This window comes from Methylomonas sp. LL1, from assembly GCF_015711015.1.
GTDB lineage: Bacteria > Pseudomonadota > Gammaproteobacteria > Methylococcales > Methylomonadaceae > Methylomonas.
Window position 1 is genome coordinate 486,796 of record NZ_CP064653.1, and the last position, 19,485, is coordinate 506,280.

21 protein-coding genes are annotated in these 19,485 nt (G+C 52.1%); 9 read left to right on the forward strand and 12 right to left on the reverse strand.

Annotated features, from left to right (window positions below; all coding sequences use genetic code 11):
• Positions 1-64: 64 nt before the first annotated feature.
• The 4 genes from IVG45_RS02760 to IVG45_RS02775 are packed head-to-tail and all read left to right on the forward strand — an operon-like array spanning position 65 to position 3,593.
• The gene (locus IVG45_RS02760) at positions 65-994 is read left to right on the forward strand and encodes a GGDEF domain-containing response regulator (RefSeq protein WP_196436373.1); all 930 of its coding nucleotides are present in this window, start codon (positions 65-67) and stop codon (positions 992-994) included.
• Complete coding sequence (locus IVG45_RS02765) at positions 995-1,924, forward strand: hypothetical protein (protein ID WP_196436374.1); 930 nt, start codon at positions 995-997, stop codon at positions 1,922-1,924.
• Complete coding sequence (locus tag IVG45_RS02770) at positions 1,921-2,601, forward strand: HAD family hydrolase (RefSeq protein WP_196436375.1); 681 nt, start codon at positions 1,921-1,923, stop codon at positions 2,599-2,601. Before IVG45_RS02765 ends, IVG45_RS02770 begins: the two co-directional genes overlap by 4 nt.
• Before the next feature lie 32 nt (positions 2,602-2,633).
• Positions 2,634-3,593: a beta-ribofuranosylaminobenzene 5'-phosphate synthase family protein gene (locus IVG45_RS02775; protein WP_196436376.1), complete on the forward strand. Its 960-nt coding sequence runs from the start codon at positions 2,634-2,636 to the stop codon at positions 3,591-3,593.
• 3 nt (positions 3,594-3,596) lie between these two features.
• Here the strand turns inward: IVG45_RS02775 and soxZ are convergent, their stop codons facing one another.
• Positions 3,597-3,914, reverse strand: a complete 318-nt coding sequence (gene soxZ, locus IVG45_RS02780; RefSeq protein ID WP_330165378.1) for a thiosulfate oxidation carrier complex protein SoxZ — start codon at positions 3,912-3,914, stop codon at positions 3,597-3,599.
• Positions 3,911-4,363 (reverse strand): thiosulfate oxidation carrier protein SoxY, encoded by a 453-nt coding sequence (gene soxY, locus IVG45_RS02785; RefSeq protein ID WP_196436377.1) that lies wholly within the window; start codon positions 4,361-4,363, stop codon positions 3,911-3,913. Before soxY ends, soxZ begins: the two co-directional genes overlap by 4 nt.
• Positions 4,364-4,481: 118 nt before the next feature.
• Here soxY and IVG45_RS02790 point away from each other — a divergent pair, with 118 nt between their 5' ends.
• A complete protein-coding gene (locus IVG45_RS02790) occupies positions 4,482-4,676 on the forward strand; it encodes a hypothetical protein (protein ID WP_196436378.1) in 195 nt (64 codons plus the stop codon).
• Positions 4,677-4,846: 170 nt separating this feature from the next.
• On the opposite strand, the gene IVG45_RS02795 is transcribed toward IVG45_RS02790, so the two are convergent.
• From IVG45_RS02795 to nagZ, 3 genes are read right to left on the reverse strand one after another with little or no spacing between them, the layout of a single operon-like run.
• Positions 4,847-5,587 (reverse strand): S-methyl-5'-thioinosine phosphorylase, encoded by a 741-nt coding sequence (locus IVG45_RS02795; protein WP_196436379.1) that lies wholly within the window; start codon positions 5,585-5,587, stop codon positions 4,847-4,849.
• Entirely contained in the window at positions 5,584-6,129 is a 546-nt protein-coding gene (locus tag IVG45_RS02800; RefSeq protein WP_196436380.1) for a hypoxanthine-guanine phosphoribosyltransferase, read from the reverse strand. Before IVG45_RS02800 ends, IVG45_RS02795 begins: the two co-directional genes overlap by 4 nt.
• Positions 6,122-7,138: a beta-N-acetylhexosaminidase gene (nagZ, locus tag IVG45_RS02805; RefSeq protein WP_230874728.1), complete on the reverse strand. Its 1,017-nt coding sequence runs from the start codon at positions 7,136-7,138 to the stop codon at positions 6,122-6,124. Before nagZ ends, IVG45_RS02800 begins: the two co-directional genes overlap by 8 nt.
• Positions 7,139-7,205: 67 nt before the next feature.
• Here nagZ and IVG45_RS02810 point away from each other — a divergent pair, with 67 nt between their 5' ends.
• Positions 7,206-7,607: a flagellar basal body-associated FliL family protein gene (locus IVG45_RS02810; protein WP_196436381.1), complete on the forward strand. Its 402-nt coding sequence runs from the start codon at positions 7,206-7,208 to the stop codon at positions 7,605-7,607.
• Here IVG45_RS02810 and IVG45_RS02815 read toward each other — a convergent pair.
• From IVG45_RS02815 to IVG45_RS22780, 7 genes are all read right to left on the reverse strand, one after another.
• Positions 7,596-8,018, reverse strand: a complete 423-nt coding sequence (locus IVG45_RS02815; RefSeq protein WP_196436382.1) for an HIT domain-containing protein — start codon at positions 8,016-8,018, stop codon at positions 7,596-7,598. The genes IVG45_RS02810 and IVG45_RS02815 overlap by 12 nt on opposite strands.
• A gap of 258 nt (positions 8,019-8,276) precedes the next feature.
• A complete protein-coding gene (locus IVG45_RS02820) occupies positions 8,277-9,179 on the reverse strand; it encodes a DUF7281 domain-containing protein (protein ID WP_196436383.1) in 903 nt (300 codons plus the stop codon).
• A gap of 1 nt (position 9,180) precedes the next feature.
• The gene (locus IVG45_RS02825; RefSeq protein ID WP_196436384.1) at positions 9,181-10,410 is read right to left on the reverse strand and encodes a hypothetical protein; all 1,230 of its coding nucleotides are present in this window, start codon (positions 10,408-10,410) and stop codon (positions 9,181-9,183) included.
• The gene (locus IVG45_RS02830; RefSeq protein WP_196436385.1) at positions 10,407-11,039 is read right to left on the reverse strand and encodes a condensin complex protein MksE; all 633 of its coding nucleotides are present in this window, start codon (positions 11,037-11,039) and stop codon (positions 10,407-10,409) included. Before IVG45_RS02830 ends, IVG45_RS02825 begins: the two co-directional genes overlap by 4 nt.
• Entirely contained in the window at positions 11,032-14,556 is a 3,525-nt protein-coding gene (locus IVG45_RS02835; protein ID WP_196436386.1) for an ATP-binding protein, read from the reverse strand. Before IVG45_RS02835 ends, IVG45_RS02830 begins: the two co-directional genes overlap by 8 nt.
• Positions 14,557-14,744: 188 nt before the next feature.
• Positions 14,745-16,205, reverse strand: coding sequence for a hypothetical protein (locus IVG45_RS02840; protein WP_196436387.1), 1,461 nt, complete (start codon positions 16,203-16,205; stop codon positions 14,745-14,747).
• Between the two features lie 596 nt (positions 16,206-16,801).
• On the reverse strand, positions 16,802-16,930 hold the full coding sequence (locus IVG45_RS22780) for a hypothetical protein (RefSeq protein WP_269059633.1): 129 nt from the start codon (positions 16,928-16,930) through the stop codon (positions 16,802-16,804).
• A gap of 191 nt (positions 16,931-17,121) precedes the next feature.
• On the opposite strand from IVG45_RS22780, the gene hemG reads away from it, so the two are divergent.
• The 3 genes from hemG to IVG45_RS02855 all read left to right on the forward strand — a co-directional run bounded on the left by hemG (position 17,122) and on the right by IVG45_RS02855 (position 19,375).
• Entirely contained in the window at positions 17,122-17,664 is a 543-nt protein-coding gene (gene hemG / locus IVG45_RS02845; protein ID WP_196436388.1) for a menaquinone-dependent protoporphyrinogen IX dehydrogenase, read from the forward strand.
• An 83-nt stretch (positions 17,665-17,747) separates the two neighbouring features.
• Positions 17,748-18,266: a DUF1993 domain-containing protein gene (locus IVG45_RS02850; protein WP_196436389.1), complete on the forward strand. Its 519-nt coding sequence runs from the start codon at positions 17,748-17,750 to the stop codon at positions 18,264-18,266.
• A 59-nt stretch (positions 18,267-18,325) separates the two neighbouring features.
• On the forward strand, positions 18,326-19,375 hold the full coding sequence (locus IVG45_RS02855; protein ID WP_196436390.1) for a hypothetical protein: 1,050 nt from the start codon (positions 18,326-18,328) through the stop codon (positions 19,373-19,375).
• Positions 19,376-19,485 lie beyond the last annotated feature (110 nt).

A 19,485-nucleotide genomic window follows, 5' to 3' on the forward strand; every position in this document is an offset into this window, starting at 1 on the left:
GGGTTCAAGAAATTGGGCTAGAATCGGGCGGTAGTTATTTCTAGTTGGGCATAAAGCGGAGTATATGAAGATTCTGGTTGTCGATGATAGTCGGTTGATGAGGCAGATCGTGACCGAATGCCTGAAAGACTTCGGTCACGAAGTGGCCTATGCCGAAAACGGTTTTGAGTGCTTGCAGTACGTCGCGGACCATAATGTCGACTTGATCCTGATGGATGTGGAAATGCCGAATTTGAACGGCATCGAAGCGACCAAGGCCATCCGGGAGCTGAAGAAGGCCGACTGGTTTCCGATCATTTTCCTGACCACCAAGGACGACGACGCGACTTTCTCCAAAGGCATCATGGCCGGTGGAGATGCCTATTTGCTCAAACCGATCAATCCGTTACGGCTGCAACATACGGTTGTGGCGATGGAGCGCATTTATTTGATGCGGCAAAAGCTGAAACAGGCCCAGCAAGAGATGCTGGTGCTGAATCAGGAATTGGAGCGTCTGTCGTTGTATGATCAATTGACCGGCCTGGCGAACCGGCGGAATTTCGATAATACTCTGGAGCGGCAGTTTGCTTGGGCCAGACGGAATAAATCGCCGCTGTCGTTGATTATCTGCGATGTGGATTTTTTTAAAATCTATAACGATAGTTATGGGCATCAGCAAGGCGACGACTGTCTGGCCAAGGTCGGCAAGGTGTTGGCCGAGCAGACCAGGCGGCCGACCGATCTGGCTTGCCGTTATGGCGGCGAGGAGTTCACCGTGATTCTGCCCGAAACCAACTTGCAAGGCGGACGCGAAGTGGCGGAAAATTTGCGCCAGGCTATTTTTTCCCAAGCTATCCCGCATTCCGGCTCCAAGGTGGCCGATCGGATCAGTTTGAGTCTTGGGGTTGCCACCTATAACGGCCAATTTCATCAGGCGCCGGAACTGACCAAGGCAGCCGATGGCGCATTGTATAAAGCCAAGCAACAGGGGCGTAATCGAGTGGAAGTCGCGTAAATGTTATATAGAGCCAAGGAATTTATCGATACCGGGCAGGGCTTGTTGTTTGCCGTAGTGGCGGACGGTGTCGAGCAAGGCAAGGTATTGTGTTTTTTGCGTTATCTGCATTTTGGCGGCCAATGGCAAAAAGTCACGACCGATCATGCCAATGAGTTTTTGGATCGGTATTATCCCGAGTACCTGCATTATTCGCCCGTGCTGGATGCACATTTGCATGCGGTCGATCAAGAACGGGTGGTAGGCCACTACCGGCCGCGAGTCGTTCTACGGGAAATCCTGCAACAAGAAAGCCGGGATCCGGTGGTCAACGATTTGCGGGCTTTATCCGAATTGCTGCGCAGCAATCAGCTCGACCTGGATCAATTCGGCGTCACGGGTTCTATCTTGGTGGGCATGCAAAATCATGGTTCGGATATCGATCTGGTTTGCTACGATCGCGACCAGTTCCATCGGGCCAGAAACGTCATACAAGCCTTGATCGCCAAGGATCATTGCCAAACCCTGAATGATGACGACTGGCTGAGCGCTTATCAACGCCGGGCCTGTGATTTCGCGCTGGACGAATATATCTGGCATGAACAGCGCAAATACAACAAGGCGATTTTTAATCAGCGTAAATTCGATTTGTCCCTGCTGGCGCCGAGGCCGGTCGGCGATCAGCGGTCTTTTCGGAAAGCCGGATTTGTTCGTGTTCAATCGGAGGTGATTGACGATAACCTGGGCTTCGATTATCCGGCCGAATTTGTACTGAATCATCCTGAAATTGAAGCGGTGGTCTGCTTTACCGCGACTTATGTCGGCCAAGCCAAGGTTGGCGAGCGGGTGGAAGTGGCCGGACAGCTGGAAATAGACGATCAAGGCCGGCGCCGGGTCGTGGTCGGCTCCAGTCGCGAAGCCATTGGCGAATATATCAGGGTGTTGCGTTGAGGCCAGGCCTCCGTTTCGCTGCCGTCATCTTCGATATGGATGGGCTGGTGCTGGATAGTGAAGCCGGTTATTTCGCCGCCTGGCAACAGGCAGCGGCGGAAATGGGATACGGCTTAAGCCGCGAGTTTTGCCTGTCGTTATCCGGTTCACACGGATCGGCCATCAGTCAACGATTACTTACCCATTGCGGGACAGAATTCGATCTGGACAATTTTTATCAGTTGAGCAACCGGCTTTGGCGCGAACGTGTCCGGCAACAGGGCATACCGGTCAAGGCTGGTTTTTTTAGATTGTTGCAATTGATACGCCAGTTGCAACTGCCGTTTTGTCTGGCAACCAATAGCCGGCGTAGCGATGCCGAACAATGCCTGGCCTGGGCCGGATTGGATGCTGTGTTTCCTAAACTGATTTCCCGCGAGGATGTGCCGAATCCAAAGCCGGCGGCCGATATTTTTATCAAGGCTTCGGCCGAATTGGGCATGCACCATAGCGATTGCCTGGTGCTGGAAGATTCGCCGATCGGTATCGAAGCCGCGACGGCGGCGGCTTGCCCCTGTATTTTCGTGCCTTCCGTTCAGCCACCCGATGCTCGGGCTTCGATGCAGGCGGATCTGGTTTTGCCGGATCTGGCCGAAGTGGCGGATTTTATCTCGGCGGCTTTTGATCATCCGTTATAATGCCGCCTGGTTATTATTAGGGAATCGAGGTTGTGAAACCGCACTGCGAACAAGTCACAGTTATAGCGCCGGCACGCTTGCACATGGGATTTATCGACTTAAGCGGCGCGCTTGGCCGGCATTTCGGCAGTATCGGCGTGGCGCTGAACGGCATCGATACCCATTTGATCTTGACCGAGGGCGAGGATTTGTCCGTCACCGGCCCATGCGCCGAACGGGCCTTGAAATCCGCCCGTCTGTTATGCCGGTTGCTGAATCTTCCCGAACAGATACAGATCAATATTCTGTCCGCCATCCCGGAACATATCGGCTTGGGTTCCGGTACCCAAATGTCGCTGGCGATTGGGGCGGCGCTGAATGCGTTTTACGGTCTGGGCTTGGATACGCGCGACATCGCCAAGCTGACCGACCGCGGCGCCCGTTCCGGCATCGGTATCGGCGTATTCGAGCAGGGCGGTTTGGTGGTTGATGGCGGACGCGGACCAGATACCGAAACTCCACCGTTGTTGGCGCACATGTCGGTGCCGGACGACTGGCGGTTTATTTTGGCGTTCGACAGGCGAGGGCAGGGCTTACATGGCGAACAGGAAGTCAGCGCTTTTAAACAATTGCCGCCCTTTCCGCGATCCGAGGCCGAGCGCTTATGTTATTTGCTTTTGATGCAGGCCTTGCCGGCCTTGGCCGAACGGAATCTAGCCTTATTCGGCGAGGTGATTACCCAGTTACAAACGGCGGTCGGCCAGCATTTCGCTCCGGTGCAGGGCGGAATCTTCACCAGTCCGGAAGTGGCGGCGGCGATGGATTGGTTGCAACGGCAGGGTGCCGTGGCGATCGGTCAAACATCCTGGGGGCCAACCGGCTTTTGTGCGGTCGGTAGCCCGCAATTGGCGGAGGCTCTGCTGGCCGAGCTGTGCCGTCAATTTACCTCCGAGCATTTGGATTTTAGGGTGGTGGCGGCCCGCAATTGCGCCGCCGAGGTCGTTCGCGGCTAAGCCTCAATCCAGGTTATGTTCCGCGCTATCAGTCTGATCGAGATTATCCACCCAACTGACCCTTAAACTATCGCCGCCACGGCTGTTTTTCAAGCGGAAGCTGAAAAACGGGTTTTTGGACATGCTGCCGCCCAGATCGGCCCTGATGATGCTGGCACCGTTCAGTTGAAGGAGCAGTTCTCGAATGAAATGCGCCGGAATCAATTCATTCGTCAGCGGGTCGCGGTTACGGCCATTTTCCATCGGATGGCTGATCAATAATTTGATCTCGGTGTAATCGTCCAGCCGTTGGCTTCTGATTTTAATGCTCGATGCCATCATCCCGTCCCGCATCCGCCCTGCATGACTTTCACCCATTGTTGATTGCGTAACAAGCGCTGGCCTTGCCGCGCTATCACCACGACATTGCAGCTTTCCGCCATTTTAATTCTGGCCGTCAGGAAAACCGCGATCTCCGGAGAAAGTTCAAACTCGGCGGCCAGTGGCGTCGGGTTCTTTTCCACCCAAATATACAGGCGTTCGATCCGTTCCAGTTCGCTGTCAATGGTAATCGGTACCACGGCGCCGTTTTCGGCAATATCCGGCAGAGTAATATTGATTTCAGGGCTGTCGATGATGGTTTGACCGCCAAACAGCTGTTCAAAACGGGAAGCGAAGTCGCCGCCGGCAAAATGCTCGGACGGCCAAGCCGCATGGGCCAGTCTTGGCTGTAAAAAGGGGGGTATGAGCGTCAGGCTGATGAGGTGTCGAATGAAATTGCGGCGCTGCATGGGCTGTAAAAACCTGATATTTGTTGATGTATATCAAAAATTTTCATTTTTCGTTTGATATTGTAACCACCGTTGAATCATCAACGCCATTTTAAAAACATCAACAGGAAGGTACAAAATGAGTGAAGTACAAGAAAAAGACAATTTCTGGCTCTATATCGTCTTGGCCGTAGTTTTAGCCGCCGGAGCCGTTCTGATGGTTAAGAATGCCGAACACGACAAATATGCCACGGCCGCAAAAAACATTGCGGAAGATTCCAGCAATTCCGCTTACCGCAATGATGTACTTCACAGCGGCGGCAACAAAAAATAATTTGATCTAAGGGTTAGGGAACGGTAGCGATTTTTCCCTGACTTCTGATTTTGGCGATGCCTTACAGGATCGGCAAAGTAGATTAATGACATGATCGATCTTCTCTTCCCTTGCCAAGCCCCAGGCAAGGGAAGTGTCTTTTTCCCTCCCGATTGAGTTAAAAGCTGGTTTTAGTCCGGCAGCAAACTGACCGCTTTCAGCAAGCCTATTGCTTTACTCATACCCACTTCCAGATTTTTCTCGATTTCCGCCATGGTAATCTCGCCGGCCACGATGCCAGCACCCCAGTTGGCGACCACCGAAATATTGGCATAAGCCATTTCCAGTTCCCTGGCCAATGCGGCTTCCGGCATGCCGGTCATGCCCACCAGATCACAGCCGTCTTGTGCCATGCGTTTGATTTCGGCCACGGTTTCCAGGCGAGGGCCTTGGGTGCAGCCGTAAGTAGCGGTCGGACTGATTTCGATACCGGCATTCCGGGCGGCCTGCATGATGCGCTGGCGTAATGCAGGTGAATACGGTTCGGTAAAGTCGATATGAGTCACATGCTCAAGATCGTCGGCGAAAAATGTATGCTCGCGGCCGTAGCTGTAATCGATGATTTGGTCCGGAACGGCAATGTGGCCGGGCGCCATGTCCGATCCGATGCCGCCGACTGCGGCGACGGCGATGATGTCGGTCACGTCCAGCTGTTTCAAGCCCCAGATATTGGCCCGGTAGTTGATTTTGTGCGGTGGAATACGATGCGGATTGCCGTGCCGAGCCAGGAAAATTAGCTGCTTACCGTTGATTTCGCCGAATACATAATCGGCGGATGGCGCGCCAAAGGGTGTGTCCAGGGTTTGTTGGCCGGTGATGGTCAACTCGCTGATTTGGGTTAAGCCGGTGCCGCCTATGATTGCCAGTGTCATAAAATTTCCTTGCAAGCGTATATGCCCGCCGCGTTTCTGAGATAGCCCTTGTAATCCATGCCGTAACCGAACAAATAGTGATTGGCGACCCGCAGACCGATGAAGTCAGCTTCGATCGGTTTGTCGCAGCCTAAATCCTTGTCCAACAAGGCGGCGGTAAAAACTTGTGTTGCCCCTCGTTGTTGGCACCAATCGACGATGGCTTTTAAGGTATGGCCTTCGTCCAGAATGTCGTCCACAATCAATACATTACGATCTTGCAGTGGCGTGGTCGGTTTGAACAGCCAATGAATCTCGCTACCCGAGGTGGTATTTCGGTAGCGGCTGGCGTGGATGCTGTCCAGCGTCAGTGGAAAATCCAGACGGGGCAACAGTTTGCCGGTGGCGATGATGCCGCCGTTGATGACGCATAAAACCAGCGGGTTCTTGTCGGCCAATTCCGCCGTGATGTCGGCGGCCATCTGGTCCAGTGCGGCCTCTACTTGTTGCTGATCGTGCAATAACAGCGCGTGTTGTTTGACCTGGTTGATTTCGTTAAGCATGAGTTTCGGATAGCTGTTTGATTTGGGCGGAAACTTGCCGCCACTTGTCGGATTTGAATAATTGCTTGCGGTCGAATTGCCGGCGGCCGCGCATGGCTTGCAAGCGGCGTTCGCGTTCGCTGCATCGAGTAATAGGTAATTTATCCAGCACCTGCTCGGCGGCCTCGGGATTGTTGCACACCAGCAGCATGTCGCAGCCTGCTTGTTGGGCAAGGCGGGCTCGATCCATGAAATCGCCGGCTCCGGCCGCGCCTTCCATGCTCAAATCGTCGCTGAAAATGGCGCCGTCAAAACCCAGTTCGCCACGTAAAATCCGTTGCAGCCAAATAGTAGAAAATCCCGCCGGTAAATCATCGACTTGCGGATAGACAACATGGGCCGGCATGACGGCCTCCAGGCCTTGTGCTATCAATCGTTGAAACGGCAACAAGTCGCGTGCCCGAATTTCTTCCAGCGAGCGGGAGTCGACCGGCAGGGTCAGATGCGAATCCAAGGCCACGGCGCCGTGGCCCGGAAAGTGCTTGCCGGTTGCGGCCATCCCCGCCTCGCGCATGCCTCGGCGAAAGGCGGCGGCCAGTTGGGCGGCTTGATCGCAGTCCATTGCAAAGGAACGGTTGCCGATGATGGAACTAACCCCGGAATCGACATCCAGCACCGGCGCGAAGCTGAAGTCCACATCCACCGCCAATACTTCGGCCGCCATCAACCAGCCGGCCGCCTCGGCCAGTTCGGGCTGGTGGGCATAACAAGCGGCGGGTGGCAGGCGGGTAAAGCCGTTTTGAAAGCGTTGCACCCGGCCGCCTTCCTGATCGACGGCGATTAAGATGTCGCCGTTGCGGGCGGCGCGTATGGCTTTAATCAATGCCTGGATTTGCTCGGGGTTGTCGTAATTTCTGGCAAACAGAATCAAGGCACCGGTATTGGGATGGTTGATTTTCTCTTGGTCCAGCGAGGATAGTTCGTGGCCCGCCAAATCTATCATGACTGGGCCGATAGGGTGTGGTCTCATGGTGATAATCGGTAAAAATGGAATATACTGCCAGGCAGTCAACTTTTACATTATATGAGGAAACCCTATGCGGAAAGTTATTTTATTGGCCGCCATGTTGCTGATGCCCGCTATCGCTATCAGTTCCGAACAAAAAGCGGATGAGGCGGCCGGACCGGTGGTGGAGTATGTGGAAATGACGCCAAAATTTACCGTGAATCTGGCCGAACCGAAGAAATATCTGCTGGTAAACATTCAATTGCTGGTGGAGGGCGCCGAGCATGTCGAAAAGGTGAAAAAGAATATGCCGATGCTGCGTCATCAAATCATCATGATGTTTAGCGGCATGCAGGTGGCCGACTTGCAAACCATGGAACAACGCGAAGCCTTACGGATAAAAACCAAGGAAATGCTGACCGAATCACTGACCAAGATTCACGGCAACGAAGGTTTCCAGGATGTTTTCTTCTCCGAGTTTCTAGTCAATTAGGCTATAGCGCAAGGTGTCTCGCAGTTGGGTGATCTGCGTTTGGGCTTCTTGCTCGCTGTACGCACAGCTGTCAAACTTTCCCCAAATCGGTGCCGGCCAAGCCTTGTCGGTTTTGTATCGGGCTACATGATGAAGATGCAATTGCGGTACCAGATTACCGATCGCGGCGATATTCAGCTTATCCGGTTGATAGAGCGCCGTCAGGCTTTCCGCCAGCAGGCACGATTCGGTTAATAGTTGGTGGCGGTCGGCTTCCTGTAATTGGTGGATTTCCGTGATCCCTGGGCGACGTGGTACCAAGATGAACCACGGATACTGATTGTCGTTCATCAGTAAAATCTTGGACAAGGCCAAGTCTGCGACGATGAAGCAATCCTGTTGCAGGCGGGGGTGAAGTAGAAAGTTGCTCATGTCATTAAATCGGGGCAAATAATGATAATTTTACTCTGAAAGTAAAAAATTGGGAGAGCGCGGTTGCTTGTTGGGCAGGCGTCGGCGGCAAGGGCCAACATGGATGTATTCACGGCGTCCTATCCGGTAAGCAAATGTGCCCTGGGACGCTACTTTCATGGGTCGGGGGTCATGCCTAGCCTTCTGGGCGTTACTGGAAACATGGGCTGGCCGCCAAGCAATGGCTCGGTGGCTAGAAGAAACCGATAGACCACCCCGCTATGGCCGAAAACTCAGCGGAAACAACTCCAACCCAACTTGCCGGCTAAACATATGCTCCTGCCGGAATGAAGCGCGCTCTTGTTTTATGCTGATCAACAGCTTATTCAAAGCCTCGGCCAGTTTCTCTTGCTCGGATAACCGTTCCAAATAAGCCAGCGCCGCGCTTTGCAGATTGAATCCCTCGCGGTTGGCTAGCGGGCTTTGCAGACAGGTACTCCAAGCCACTTGTTCCGGGCCCAGCCAGTAATTAACGTGGGGCATGGTTAACGCGATTTCCAGGCCCTTGGGGTCCATGTCGCTGAAGACAATGACGGTTTTATCGACGCCGAAACGGTCGACAAAGTCGCGGCAGGCCTGAGCCTTGGCGCCGCTCCTGTGATCGCCGCGATAGACCCACAGGGCTTGCCGGTCGAGACAAGGCATTTGCCAGCCATGACACAGCGGCATGATGGCCAGGTTTTCGACCACCACTATGGTTTGGTGCTGTATCGTCTCGATACTCGAATTCAGGCAAAGCAGGCCGGCCGACCTGATACTTTTCGGATGCAGCTGGATTTGTTCGCCGTTGAGGCGAATGATGCCGTCAACACTATTCAATAACAGCTGGTCGCCGCCGGCCGGCTTGGCCGCCAGTTTTTCGTCGGGGTGATATTGAGCCATCTCCAAGCGGTCACTCGGCAACTGTTCGATGGTGAACGGGTCCCGACCCACTTCAGCCAAAACTTGCCGGCGCAGGTGGCGCTTATCCTCGGCGCTGAAGATCAAGCGATTGTTGCCAATATAGCCGCAGCCATAATGAGTTCGCACTTGCTGGCCCATTTGGCTAAGTGGGCGGCTGCTGGCTTGGTTCGGCTTGTCTCTGACCAGTTGGCTGATCCATTGGAACATTTGCCGGTTCATATCACGCCACCCGCTGCAACTGGATTTCCTCTATGACCTGGTTGCCGTTGTAGCCTTGTAGGTTTTTGCCTTGCATGTCCAGTGTTATGGCTTGACGCATGCGTTGCGGTAGGCAGCAATATTGCGCGAACACTATGTCCAGCCATAGCGCCGCGTGGATTTCCAAACCATGCTCGCCCCAATATGTGAGTGCCGAAACCTTACGGCCTTGTTGTTCCAGGGCTAACGCAAACAGATTTTCGATATGGCTTTGGTACAGGTCTTGAGCATATTTGATCTGGTCCGGAATTCGGGTGTCCAGCGGTGATGTGGCGCTGTCCCTGGCCAGCGGCGCGACGGGTTTAGCCTGGCGCCGCAGTTCCTGGACGATGGTGGCCAGATCGGCCTGCAAAACCGGATTGGCGGTGTTGATGCCGGGTTGCAGCCTCAGGCCGGCGCTACGCCGCAGCAATTCCGGTATGCCGGCATCCGCGCTCCAGTCCAAGGGCTCCCATTCCGGATGCTGCCGCAGAAACTGCGCCATGGCTCGGCAGCGGTTGGCGGTTTGCTCCTGCAGCCGCAATTTAAACAGCAACTCCTTCATCCGGCCGACGATGCCGGTCAGGCGTTCGACGATGTTTTTGTATTGGTCGATGAAGCGGATGATCTTGCGGCTCAGTTCCGGCGGTATAGCGCTCCAGCTCAGCCACTCGTAGCAATCGTCGATTCTGATTTGGTTGAGTTCCCGCACCAGTTGTTGCGCATAGGCCAGCGCGCGCTGGTTTTGCCTGATTTTGCCGTTTAGCGAGCTGACGAAGCCGAATTGGCTGGTGATGGCCGCGAACATCACACTCAAGCTGTTTTCCAGCGCCTCTATCGCTTCGTACAGCGTATCGTCGATTTGTTCCAGATGATATTGGGCCTCGTCCTGATTGTTCTGTCCCAGCGCGCGGCGGTAGTCATCGATGCCTTCCTCGACGCTCAAAATCATCTTGGCCATGTTGATGTTTTGCTGGTAGCGCTGGTTGCGCAGCAGCAGGCGGTCGATCAGGCGCTTGATGTCGTAGGTCAAACGGTATTCGCCCGAGGCATCGGCGGTACGCAAGATGCCGGATTTTTTCAAGCCGTCGATGGCATTGCGGTTTTCTTCGTCGGCAAACACGCTGCCGTTGACGTAGGTTTGCGCCAACAATTGATCGGCGGAGGCCAGCTTGCGTATCAGCCCGGCGATCTGTTCGTGGTCGAAACTCATAAAAACAGTTCCTGCTGTTCGCCATCCTCGCCGCCGGCGGTGTGCCGGTCCAGTTCCAGGCTTTCGGCGTCGTTCAAGAAGGCGATGACCTGATGCAGATAATTGATCTTGCCGGTGGCGATATAAACCGAGGCCTGCGGATTGGGTCGGGCCAGGAACGCGGTTTGTTCCAGTTTTTGCAACACCCAGGATAATTGTTCGTTGAGGCCGGTTTTGTTGGTTTTGAACAGGGTCAACTGGGTTAGCCGATTCAGTTGCTCCGACAGCGACGGTTCGTGTTCGATGGCCTGCAACAGTCGGTGCAGGCGGATTTCGTCGCGAGCCCTGATCGGCATGTCCTGGCCCAGAGCCGTCATGACCATATCCATCCATTCGACCACCGGCCTAAGTTGCGAACGTATCTCCGAAAAGGCTTCCTTGATCGCGCCGCGATTGCTGTCGTCGATCACGGTGTAGGCGGCGTAAAACAATTCGCCGTCCAGACTTAGCAATTCCCGGTCCAAGGGTTTGAGAAACGCGTTGATCTTGTCGGCGTTGGTCGCCCGCGACAAGTACTCGAAGGCATCGGGGTAGGCGGTCGGGCAAATGAAATGACCGCTGAGCAGGCTTTCCGCGACATGTTTAAACATGGGCCGCCTCCTTGGATGATGCATTCAACAACTGTTCCAGCTTGCTTGGCGGCAGCTCGACTTCGTGCAGTTTTTGTTGGGTCAGCAGATAGCGGCGCTCGAACAGGCTCAGCACGTGGCGGTCGGCGGTCGGGGTGGCCGACAGGATCTGGATATTTTGCTTGGCCAGCAGGTTCATCATGGCCTCGATGTTTTCCGGTGCCAAGTCGCCCAGTTCGTCGATGGGCCAACAGACCACGGTGGGGTTGTTCTTGCGCAGCATGGACGTGACGCCGGTGAAGAAGGTGATCAAGGCCAGATAAGACAAACCGGTGGAACTGACATCCTTCAGTTCCCTGGCGTTACGGGCATGTTTGAGCTGGCCGTTTTCGTGGATGCTGAATTCGATATCGAACAGCGACAAGTGCTTGATCTTGACGCCGGTGGCCGGCAGCAGCGCGGTCAGTTCACCCATGGCTTGCACCAAGGTTTCGGGGATGTCGTGATTTCCGTTCAATTCGGCGTTGTCGCGGTATTGACCGTAATGGTCGCCGAATTTCTTCAGGGCTTGCCAGTATTCCAGGTCGCTCATTTTGGATCGGATATTGACCGTGATCTCACCCAGCGCGGCGAAATAGCGTTCCTCGCTGATGTATTTGGATAGCTCGGCGCCCGTGCCTTTGATTGCGCGGTCGAAGTTATGCAAATGCAGATAAAAAGTGTTGACGCTGGAGGCGTGCAGTTCGATCTCTTGGGCCGTGGCCTGTTTGACATGACCGACCATCTGCAGCACATCGATCAGAGGTTGCTCGATCTCCAGCGCTTCGGCCTGAAAAAACTCGCTGCTATTGGCCGCAGCGTTCAGGGCTTGAGACCAGGCTTCGGACAACTGGCTGCTTTTGTGTTTATTCAAGAGCCGCTCCAGGGTTTGCTTGCCGTTTTGAATATCTCGCACCTGGCACTTGCGATCCTTGAGGCTTTCTTGAGTCAGATGTGGCAGCGTGAGCGTCGCGTATTCGGGCAGATCTTCCGCGCAGACAGGCGGGCTGCCCCGCAACAGGTCCATGCATTGCTCGAGCTGCGCCAGCAGGCGATGGTTTTTTTTCAGCTCTTCTTCCTGGGCGGCGATATTTTGATTCAATTGGGCCCGTTGTCTTTGGTAATCCTGCTTGAGCTGCTTGATTTGGTCGTTTAGCTGTTGGATGTCGCGCTGGCAGTCGTCGCGCCGCCGGCACAGTTTGGGGTGCTGTTGCCACAGTTTTTGCAGCCAGTCCTGATAGTTTTGGGCTTTACGCAGGAAGCTCCGAGCTTCTTGTTCCAGGGCTTCGGTTTTCTTAAGCTTTGCGCTCAGCGTGACGATGTGAGTATCGTCGGCGCCGCTTTCCTTCAGGTCGCTTTTCAATTGCTGACCGATGCGCAACTGCTCCCGTTTGAAATGCTCAATGTCGGCTTCGGTTTGCTCGGCTATGGTGGTCAGCAGATTTTTGCAGTCCGATTCTATGATGCCTTTGCGGGCCAAGTGCTCGTTTTGCAGTTCCTGCAATGCTTGCTGATGCTCGGTTTCGATGCTGGTGAGGGCTTTGCTGCTGGCTTCGATGTCGGAGGACAAGCGGTTGATTTCCTGTTCCAACTGTTGCCGGGTTTTTGCCGTTTCCGCCTTGACCTGGTCGGCCAGCCCGTTGGCCTCGTTTCTTAAGTTTTCCTCCAGTCTTTCGGCCTGTTGCACGCGTTGTTGGGCTTTGTCCAGTCCCGTTTTGGCTTGTTCGCGCAGTTTGTTGATAGCCCGCAGGCTGGCTTCCAATTCTTCGCGCTCTTTATCCAGTTTCGTCAATTGATCGAACAGCTCTTTTTCCCGCCGTTCCAAGTCGGCCTTGTCGGCGCTCAGATAACTGCGGTCGGCGAGTGCCTCCAGGTTGATACTTAGGCCGTAAAAGTCCTGGCTGGCCTGGTCGTTCCATTGCGGGACCAGTCCGGTATGGTCCAGGAGTTCTGGAGCGATGACCCGGCCTATGGTTTGCTGCCAGCCTTCAACTTCCTGTTCCAGGAAATATTGCAGCGAACCGGGCTCCGGCCGCAGGCGTTTCTGGAGCTCGGCATGGCGCAGCTTGGTGCGGGCCAGCTCGGTTTTCTTATCCTTGATTGCTTGTTCGGTTAGTTGGTAATGGCTCAGCCTGTCTTGATAGTCGGTTTGGGCTTCGGTCATGGCCTGATAGGCCTGTTTGCTGTCCTTGCCGGCGGCTTCCAGTAACTCGTGGCTTTTGAGCTGATCGGCGAGCAAACTCTCCGAGATCGGAGGATTTTTTAATTGGTTTTGCTTGACCTGGAATGCTATCGAAAATTGTGTACGCTGCTCTTCAACGGGTTGCAGACGGCTTTTTTTTGCCTGCAGCAACTGATCCTTGCGTAGCTGAAATTCGGTATCCGCTTCCCGCAGGCTTTGGCTTTGCCGCAGCTCGGCATCCGAGGCTTGCTGCCGGTAGCTTTGGCTTTGTGTTTCGTGCCTGTGTTGCAATTCGCCTAATTGCTTTTCGTAAAAGCGCTTGATTTCCTGGGTCTTGTGTTCCAGTGTGTCCAACTCGGCCTGAAAATCCTGTTGTTGCTTTTGGTATTGTTCTGCCTTCGCGCCTTTGAATCCAAAGCTTTCGGCGCCTTGCTCTTCGAAGTTGAGTTTCTGCGTTTCCAGCGCTTCGATCTCGTAGATCAACCCTTTCAGCCGGCCATTGGCTTCCATCAAAACATCTTCCTTGGGCTCCAGCTGTTGGGTGTGGTTTTGTTGCAGTTGGTCACGTTGATTAGTCAATTCTTGCAGGCTGTTTTCCAGGGCTTCGCTTTGCTGCTGGTGGGTTCGGTGTTTGCCTCGGGCCAGAAAATGCAGATGGGCCAGTGATTGCAGGGTTTGCTTCAGTTCGGCTATGGTTTGCAATAGTTGATCGAAATCGGCGCGCTTGGCTTCAATTTCGCGGGATGCGCTCAAATCGGCCAGCCAGGCCTCGATGTGTTGCTTGTTGAGCTGAAAGGGTTGTTGCTCGTCTTCGTTTTGCAAAAAGGTCTGGCTGAGTTTGCCGCGGGAGATGTCGATCAACATTTGCTTGATGACGTCGAAATCGCCGATTTTTTCGATCACCGATCCGATGACTTTTTCGATATGCGTCATCGGCGTGGCGGCCATTGCATAACGCTTTTGCAACAGGCGCAAGTCATTCTTGCCACCTGTTAGTTGATGGCACTGGATGACGCTGCAATAGTCGTCAACCGCGACGAATTTGGAGACCTCCACGCTACTGCGATACAGACGCTCTATGCCATGGCTGGCGCGCGGCAGGTAGTAATCCAGAAAGCTCTTTTTGCTGCCGCTGCCGCCGACGATGTTGCTGGGTCGCTCGCCCCAAAACAACTGCATCAAACGCAGGAAGGTGGTCTTGCCGGCGCCGTTGGTGCCGCTAAGGTTGGTATGGCCGTCCAGTTTCAGTAAAACGGTTTTGTTGGGCCAAAAGCTGTCTATCAGGATGATTTTCCGCAGGCTATAGTGGTGGGTCATCTTGCTCCTTAAGGTGTTTTATAGGGGCTTAAGCGAATTCGTAGCGTCGGCATTCGCTCAAGCTAACCATCTATTATCCCGTGTTCGCCTTAAATTTTGCGTTTCGATGTCTCGGGCACGAACTATAAGGGTAAGCAAGCCAAGGCCCCGGTGTTGAGTGTCCGAGGTGTTGCCGATTGCCGCTAACTTTATTTCAGCACTAGATCGGAATATGCGGCCATTTCGGCTTCGAATTGTTCAAATCGAGCTTTCAGGGTGCTTGATAATACTGGCTTTAGTTCTTCGGAAAGGAAAGCGTAGCGAATGCTGTTGAATACATAGTTCTTTATCGTTTGATAGCTGGGCTTATATCTTCTTGCCAATAACACGTATTCGGCGCTCAAATTATTTCGGGAAACACCCGAGTCGTCGGTGGATATGACCATGGGGACGTCGTAAGCCCGATATATCATATAAGGATGTTCCCGCTCTTTTACCCCCAGTATAAATTCATTGCTGGTAAAGTTAATTTCGACCACGGATTTTTCCTTCATGCGCCGCAATAGGGCGGTGGGGTCCTCTTCGTAGGGTAAATCCACGCCATGACCGATTCTCTGTGCTCCGGCAATATCTATCGCCTTGGCAATATGGAAGGTCAGTTCTTTTGGCGGAACCATGCCAAGAGTCAGTTCACCCGCGTGTAATGCTAAGTTTACTCCGGGGAATTTTTGTCTTAGATAGGCGATCATCCGCATATGTAAATTGTAATCACCGATTGCCACGATGCCATTTTCTGGGCCGACAAAATTAATACCTACCAAAAGTTTGTTTTTCCCGACAGCCTTGAATGCGGAATATAAAGCCGAAAACACCACGCTTGGTGTGCCGTTTCTCGATGCGTAGGTTTGATAGCGCATCATAAATAGGTCATCGTCCATGCCTTGGTGAGCCATTTCAATTTTATGGACAAATTCATCAATCTTTTTATTTAGCTCGGGATCTGCCTCTAATATTGATGATAGTTCGTCAAAATTAGAGGCCATAATTACAGGGTTGGAAGTTTTTCTAACGTTTTCATCAAATGCAGTATCTTGAATTGAATAACCTACCGAACTGAGCATTGTTTCGATATAACTGACGTTTTCTTTAATGGCCTGTTGTCTTAATAGTTTTAGTCCGTCACCGTAGTTTTGGGAAATTGGGCCAAAATAGCCGAATGAGTTGAAAAAATTGACGTCCGGCGGAGGTTGTTGATGATAATGGTTTTGGTAGTCTTTATCGGACCAAAGGGTTAATAGTTTTCTGTAGAGCTCCGTATCGGAACGTAATTCCCTAACTGATATACAACACGCTTTATCCTTAGTGTCACTGTCTTTAACTATTTTAAAGGTATTCTTATTTATTAAATAATTGGCGGCCTCAGTCCAATCTAAATAGGTTTCGGCATAGATGCTTCCGGAATAGTGATGGTGTAAATCTCCACCTTTTGGCATTTTGTTGAAGAAAAGATTTAATTGGGCGATGTTTGGTGATTCGCCTTCGATAAACTGGTTATAAAGTAATTCGGTTTTTTGGAAATTATCTGGATTAAAGCTGGGTTGTAAGCCGTTATGTGAACAACCGGTGGTTGTCAGAATTAATACAAATAGTATAGAAAATATCGATGTCATGTTTAACCTCGTCACCCGATGATATGGCTTGGTAGCCAACAAACGATTTTTAGTTTGGTTCTATGATCTGCGCATAGCATGCTTCGGGCAATAAACTTCGAAAATTTTTTGCCATCTCAGGCGATTTATGGCAATAACTGTATCCAATCCAAGCAGTTTGCCGTTGACCGAGCGAACAAATTAATTGTGTGAACGACACATTTGATATTGACAATAGGTACAAACTCTCTCAAAAATCACCTTAATGGGACATTTGTCCGAGTCGCCAGATATGCCGGTCAAAATGCATAGATTAATGGCTTCCGGATGGGGTATTGCGCCGGGGCTTGGTAGCGCAAATAATGCGAGGATGATTGGAAATTGGCCGGTGGTAAATCGTCGGATCAGGCCGATGGCCGTATTTTGGGGGCCGCTTCTTGGTGGAGGATGTCTTTACCCATGCAAGCAACAGCTGACCTTAAGCCTTGACCTATTGTGGGCGGGTACAAATTGTGGGCGGGTACAAAAAAAGCCTCTACCGTGAGCAACGATAGAGGCCATGGAGTGCGCAGTGCAAGGAGAACTGCTTAACAACGAGGAGGTCACGCAAAAAACGTTTAAGCACGAGCCGGTTTAGCCAGATTTAGATTGCTGGTTAACGAGGCCGTGCCGAACAGCAGTGTGGACATCACGAACTGGCCGGACATAAAACTAAAAATTCCGGTTACGAAAAAAAGTCCTGTCATGATGTCTCTATAAAGGTTGTTTGGAGTGTTCATCTTTTCCGCCTTGAATGATTTCAGTCGATTTTTTAAAGTACGGCTTAACTATAAACCTATGTTAAAAATTTACAATTAGGTAATTATTGTATTATTTGTTTCTTAATGGTAAATAATTAGCCGTACTCCCTAGAACTAAAGCGTTACCCGCATAAATCATGAGACCACGCAACCTATCCAATATCTTGATCGTTTATTCAACAGCCGATGGGCAAACCTTAAAAATTTGCCAACGATTACGAATCGTTATTGAGCAACGACAGCATAAGGTCACGCTGGTTTCAATTGAACAGGCCGTTAAATTGGATTTGTCCGACTTCGATAATATCGTGATCGGTGCCAGCATACGCTATGGCCATCACGACCCACGGATAGCCGAGTTTATTGAAAGCAACAGGCAACTGTTAGACAGTAAGCCCAACGCCTTTTTTTCGGTCAACGTTGTAGCGCGCAAACCGGAGAAAAGCAGCCCGGAAACCAATCCCTATCTGCAAAAATTTCTGCGGCGCATCCGCTGGAAACCCAAAGAGTTGGCGGTATTTGCCGGCAAGATTGATTACCCCAGTTACAGACCTGTCGACCGGTTAGTGATTCGTTTAATCATGTGGATGACAAAGGGGCCAACCGATCCGTCCGCCGTTATTGAATTCACCGATTGGGAGCAGGTCGCCGCATTCGGCCAACGGCTCAGTGAGATGTAATCGTGCCTGCATGGGCGATTGATCGGGACTCACGTCGCCGATTCGGTTACAGTAAGCCTTTGAACGATTTAGGAGAACTCGCCATGTCGATTTCCATGTATGCTTCATCCGTTCCGCCCATGATTCGTAGCCTGACCCATTTGCGTAATATTCTGGAAAAAGCGGCCGCTCATGCGGAAGCAAGGAAAATTGATCCGTCCGTTCTGGTCCTGGCGCGTCTTTATCCGGATATGTATCCCTTGTCGCGGCAAGTTCAGATCGCAACCGATGTTGCCAAGGGGGCAGCGTCACGGCTAGCCGGATTGGAGCCGCCAAAGTTCGAAGACTATGAATCGACTTTTCCAGAACTGTTGGCGCGAATCGATAATACGATTGCGCTGCTGGAATCGTTCGCCCCTGAACAAATAGACGATTCCGAGAATAAAACCATCATGCTGCCCATGCACGACAAAACCGTCAGCTTCAAAGGCCAAGCGTATCTGACCGATTTCGTCCTGCCTAATGTCTATTTTCATGTCGCCACCGCCTACGCGATTTTGCGGCATAACGGCGTGGACATCGGCAAGAAGGACTTCTTGGGGGCTTTGCCAATAAGCAGTTGAATCGTAAGACCGATTAGTGATAATAAGCCACTACAACAATAACAATAAAGGTGGCGCTCATGTCAGCCCAAGGCATTATATTTCCGTATCAAACCAGCAATAATAAGCTGTCGGTATCCTTCCGTTTTCTACTGAGCTTGTATGCCATTGTGCCCTTATGCGTGCTAGTGCTATGGCTGGATCGGTTTGGTTTCGACCATGCCTTGCGCGATTGGCTGCCCAGTAGCCCCAGTCATTTTTTGCTGTTCCAGCTTCTGTTCGGCACGCCGCATATCGTGGCCAGTAATCTGTTGCTGTTCAGTCATCGCGATTATCTGAATACCTACAAAAACAAATTGATCGGCATGACGTTGTTCATCATTTTGTTCTTTGGCGTGGGCAGTCTGTTCATACCTTACCGGGTGCTTTACATCATTAGCGCTTGTTGGACGGTTTATCACGTGCTGAAACAGCAGCACGGCATCGCCAAGGCGGTTTGCCGTTTACCCAACTGGGCGTTTTACCTGCAATTGTGGCTCAGCGTTAGCGCCGGTATTTTTATTTATATGGGGGTGTTTTTAAAAAATAGTCTTTCGCCGCAGCAAGCCGAGCTGGTGTTACAAATTGCCAGTCTGTTGACGGCCGGCTTGCTGATTAGCACCGTGATTTGTCAGAAATACGTTCCCAGCCGATTTGGGTTGTGGTTTTTATGGGCGAATAGTTTGCTGGTGCTGGCCAGTTGGTATGTTTATAGTGAACAGTATTATTTTCTGGCGATTTTGATGCCGCGGCTGGTGCATGACATCACTGCTTATAGCTTCTATGTCAGCCATGATGTTAACCGCCATGGCGAGCAACCGCAAAACGGCTTGTTTCGAATGGCTTGGCGTTGCCATTTGCCGGTGGCGCTGGTGTTGCCGTTGTTGTCGTTGTTGTTGACCTATTTGATGCAGGTTTATGGCGACGATTTGGTCAACCTAATCCTACAAACCGTGTTTTCCACCCAAATCTATAAGGCGGTTACGCTGGGGTTGATCGGTTATCTGGCGTTGATGCATTATTACACCGAGGCTTTCGTCTGGTCGGCGGGATCGCCGCTTAGGCGCTATATACGATTCAGTGGTTTGTAGGCTAGCTACTCGCCAGTTTTCAATCGACCAGATCCCGCCAGTGATTGCCACTAATGTAACCGAGCTGAGGAATATGTCGGGGCTGACAGAGTCTAATTAATTACATGGCT

What these genes read in the sequence shown, in the direction of transcription:
- soxZ (WP_330165378.1), bottom strand. Translation starts at nt 3,914, where the DNA reads ATGATGGCATCGAGCATTAAAATCAGAAGCCAACGGCTGGACGATTAC.
- IVG45_RS02830 (WP_196436385.1), bottom strand. Translation starts at nt 11,039, where the DNA reads ATGTTTAAACATGTCGCGGAAAGCCTGCTCAGCGGTCATTTCATTTGC.
- IVG45_RS02795 (WP_196436379.1), bottom strand. Translation starts at nt 5,587, where the DNA reads ATGACACTGGCAATCATAGGCGGCACCGGCTTAACCCAAATCAGCGAG.
- IVG45_RS02825 (WP_196436384.1), bottom strand. Translation starts at nt 10,410, where the DNA reads ATGAGTTTCGACCACGAACAGATCGCCGGGCTGATACGCAAGCTGGCC.
- IVG45_RS22780 (WP_269059633.1), bottom strand. Translation starts at nt 16,930, where the DNA reads ATGACAGGACTTTTTTTCGTAACCGGAATTTTTAGTTTTATGTCCGGC.
- IVG45_RS02760 (WP_196436373.1), top strand. Translation starts at nt 65, where the DNA reads ATGAAGATTCTGGTTGTCGATGATAGTCGGTTGATGAGGCAGATCGTG.
- IVG45_RS02790 (WP_196436378.1), top strand. Translation starts at nt 4,482, where the DNA reads ATGAGTGAAGTACAAGAAAAAGACAATTTCTGGCTCTATATCGTCTTG.
- IVG45_RS02855 (WP_196436390.1), top strand. Translation starts at nt 18,326, where the DNA reads ATGTCAGCCCAAGGCATTATATTTCCGTATCAAACCAGCAATAATAAG.
- IVG45_RS02835 (WP_196436386.1), bottom strand. Translation starts at nt 14,556, where the DNA reads ATGACCCACCACTATAGCCTGCGGAAAATCATCCTGATAGACAGCTTT.
- IVG45_RS02820 (WP_196436383.1), bottom strand. Translation starts at nt 9,179, where the DNA reads ATGAACCGGCAAATGTTCCAATGGATCAGCCAACTGGTCAGAGACAAG.
- IVG45_RS02810 (WP_196436381.1), top strand. Translation starts at nt 7,206, where the DNA reads ATGCGGAAAGTTATTTTATTGGCCGCCATGTTGCTGATGCCCGCTATC.
- hemG (WP_196436388.1), top strand. Translation starts at nt 17,122, where the DNA reads ATGAGACCACGCAACCTATCCAATATCTTGATCGTTTATTCAACAGCC.
- IVG45_RS02800 (WP_196436380.1), bottom strand. Translation starts at nt 6,129, where the DNA reads ATGCTTAACGAAATCAACCAGGTCAAACAACACGCGCTGTTATTGCAC.
- soxY (WP_196436377.1), bottom strand. Translation starts at nt 4,363, where the DNA reads ATGCAGCGCCGCAATTTCATTCGACACCTCATCAGCCTGACGCTCATA.
- IVG45_RS02765 (WP_196436374.1), top strand. Translation starts at nt 995, where the DNA reads ATGTTATATAGAGCCAAGGAATTTATCGATACCGGGCAGGGCTTGTTG.
- IVG45_RS02840 (WP_196436387.1), bottom strand. Translation starts at nt 16,205, where the DNA reads ATGACATCGATATTTTCTATACTATTTGTATTAATTCTGACAACCACC.
- nagZ (WP_230874728.1), bottom strand. Translation starts at nt 7,138, where the DNA reads ATGAGACCACACCCTATCGGCCCAGTCATGATAGATTTGGCGGGCCAC.
- IVG45_RS02815 (WP_196436382.1), bottom strand. Translation starts at nt 8,018, where the DNA reads ATGAGCAACTTTCTACTTCACCCCCGCCTGCAACAGGATTGCTTCATC.
- IVG45_RS02850 (WP_196436389.1), top strand. Translation starts at nt 17,748, where the DNA reads ATGTCGATTTCCATGTATGCTTCATCCGTTCCGCCCATGATTCGTAGC.